The sequence below is a fragment of the Rhodococcus sp. 05-2256-B1 genome (assembly GCF_002258465.1).
GTDB classification, from domain to species: domain Bacteria; phylum Actinomycetota; class Actinomycetes; order Mycobacteriales; family Mycobacteriaceae; genus Rhodococcoides; species Rhodococcoides fascians.
Genome location: NZ_NOZA01000005.1, coordinates 1 through 2535 on the forward strand (window position 1 = coordinate 1; position 2535 = coordinate 2535).

Annotated in this window: 1 protein-coding gene; it reads right to left on the reverse strand. The window is 60.7% G+C overall.

The window, feature by feature from the left end; all coding sequences use genetic code 11:
- On the reverse strand, positions 1-2523 hold a 2523-nt coding region (locus CH285_RS00715), incomplete at its 3' end, for a non-ribosomal peptide synthetase (RefSeq protein WP_255165305.1).
- Positions 2524-2535 lie beyond the last annotated feature (12 nt).

Below are 2535 nucleotides of genomic sequence, written 5' to 3' on the forward strand. Positions count from 1 at the left end.
CCGCAAACCGGAATCCAACACAAACAACGCATCACCCGGCACCGGCGTACCGATAGGAGCTCCATGACCAGGCTTCATGGGCGCACTCATAGAGGCGTAGAACGTCTCTGTCTCCCCGTAGCCATTGATCATTTCTCGGCCTGAAGCCCACCGATCGACAAGTTCGGGCGAGCATGCCTCACCCCCCACAAAAATGGTCCTTACTTGATCTATTCCCTCGGGCGAGAGCATCTCGAGTGCGGACGGGGTCTGGTTGACGGTGGTGACCTGCTCGTCTACCAGGATTCGGTGAAAGTCCGTTGCGGAGCGGGCGGCATGCTCAGGGATGATCACCAAGCGGCCGCCGTGCAGCAGAGCGCCCCACATCTCCCACACCGACACATCGAACGAGTACGAATGGAACATCGACCACACCTGATCTGGGGAATGTTTGAAAGCATGTTCCGAAGCTGCGTAGGTCTGGGTGACGTTCGTTTGTGTGATGCCGACGCCTTTGGGTGTGCCTGTCGTTCCTGAGGTGTAGATGATGTACGCGAGGAGGTCAGCATTCGGCACCGGCAACGTCGTCGTCGGCTGTTCAGCGACCTTGGGATCCTCGACATCTATCAGTGGGACCCCGGACTTACTGACGCGACCAGCGAGGCTCACCGTGGTCAAAATCGCGGCCGGCGCAGCGTCTTGTAGAACGAATGCCAGGCGCTCGTCAGGGGTGTTGATGTCGATCGGCAAGTAAGCAGAACCCAGCTTCAGCACCGAAAGTATGGCTATCACAGTGTGTTCCGAACGTGGCAGCAACAGTGCAACAACGTCCTCTACTCCCACCCCACGCCCAGCCAACAAATGAGCCAACTGCGTCGATGTGTCGTCCAACTCCTGATACGTCCACGACCGACCCTCGAACACCACCGCTATGACGTCCGGCCGCACCCTCACCTGCTCGGCGAACAACTCCGGAATCGCGGGGTCCACGATCGATTCATTTAGCACTGACCGCGCTCCGAGGGCGTCCAGCTGCGTCAGTTCTCTCTCGTCAAGCAAGTCGATTGACGCCACCGAGCGGTCCGTGCCGGCGAGCATCGTCGTGAGCACCCGCTGCCAGCGGGTAACAAGTTGTTTTACAGTTTCGGCGTCATAGACGTCGGTGCGGTACTCGACCAGACCCCCAATGCCTATGGGACGGCCGGAGTTGTCGAACCGCTCACGCAGGCTGAAAGTCAAGTCCATTCGAGCGGTCAAGGTGTCCGTGCGCTGCGGGGAAATGTCGAGACCTGGCAGAGACAGATCGGGCAGGGTGACGTTTTGCCAGGCGAACAGGATTTGGATCAACGGATGGTGAGCCTGCGTACGGACCGGATTGAGGCGCTCGACAAGCGCATCGAACGGCACATCTTGGTTCGCGAACGCGTCCAGGCTCCGCTCCCGTACCTCCTCCAACAAATCACCGAAGTTCATCTCGGCTGAAACCCGCGTACGCAACACCAGCGTGTTGACGAAAAACCCGACCATGCCGTCAAACTCGGTTCGCCCCCGCCCCGCCGTCGGCACCCCGAACGCCACATCCGCGCTCCCGCTCAAACGCGCCAACAGCACCGAAAGCGCCGCCGACATCACCATGAACGTCGTCGCATTGCGTTCCCGCGCCACAACCCGCACGAGTTCCTGCAGTTCGGCGGGCCATTCGACGACGACTTGGCCGCCCTGATGGTTGGCGACGGCGGGGTAAGGCCGGTCCGTGGGAAGCTCCAGCAGTCCCGCGTATCCAGCGAGGTTCCGCTCCCAGAAAACTGTTTGTCGACCACATCGGGTATTAGGATCGTCGGCCTCGCCGAGGAGCTTGTGCTGCCAGATTGTGAAGTCGGCGTACTGAACGGGCAACGGCTCCCAGCCTGGCTCCGTCCGGGTGGTGCGGGCCTGATATGCGGTAGTCAGGTCGCGAACCAGCGGCGAGAGAGATGATCCGTCGGCGGCGATGTGGTGCATTGCCAGGGCCAGATGGTGTTCCGTGGTCGAGACTGCGAAAAGCCTTGCACGAAAGGGAATCTCGGTTTCTAAGTCGAAGGCGTGGCGGGTGACAATACCGACCGCCTCATCCAACTGTTGATCGGTCCAGTTGGTGGCGTCGATGACTTTGCAGGCGACAAGCCCTTCAGAGGCATCGAGAATGCACTGCTCGGGCACGCCAGCCGTAGCGGGAAACACTGTGCGAACACTCTCGTGCCGGGCTACGACATCGGCAACCGCCAGGGTCAGCGCGTCGACGTCGAGTAGACCGATTAGGCGTAGTACCAGAGGGATGTTGTATGTCGCCGATGGTCCCTCTAGCTGATGGATGAACCACAACCGACGCTGGGCGAACGACAGCGGCAACTGGGCCGGACGCGCATATGGCTCCCAGATTTGCCTGGTGCCCGACTGTCCTCCACCCACCACACGAGCCAGGCCCGCTACGGTGGGGGCTTCCATGAGTGCACGGACGCTGATTTCACAGTCGAAGGTTTCCTGCACGGCGGCTACGACACGCATCGCAGAGAGCGA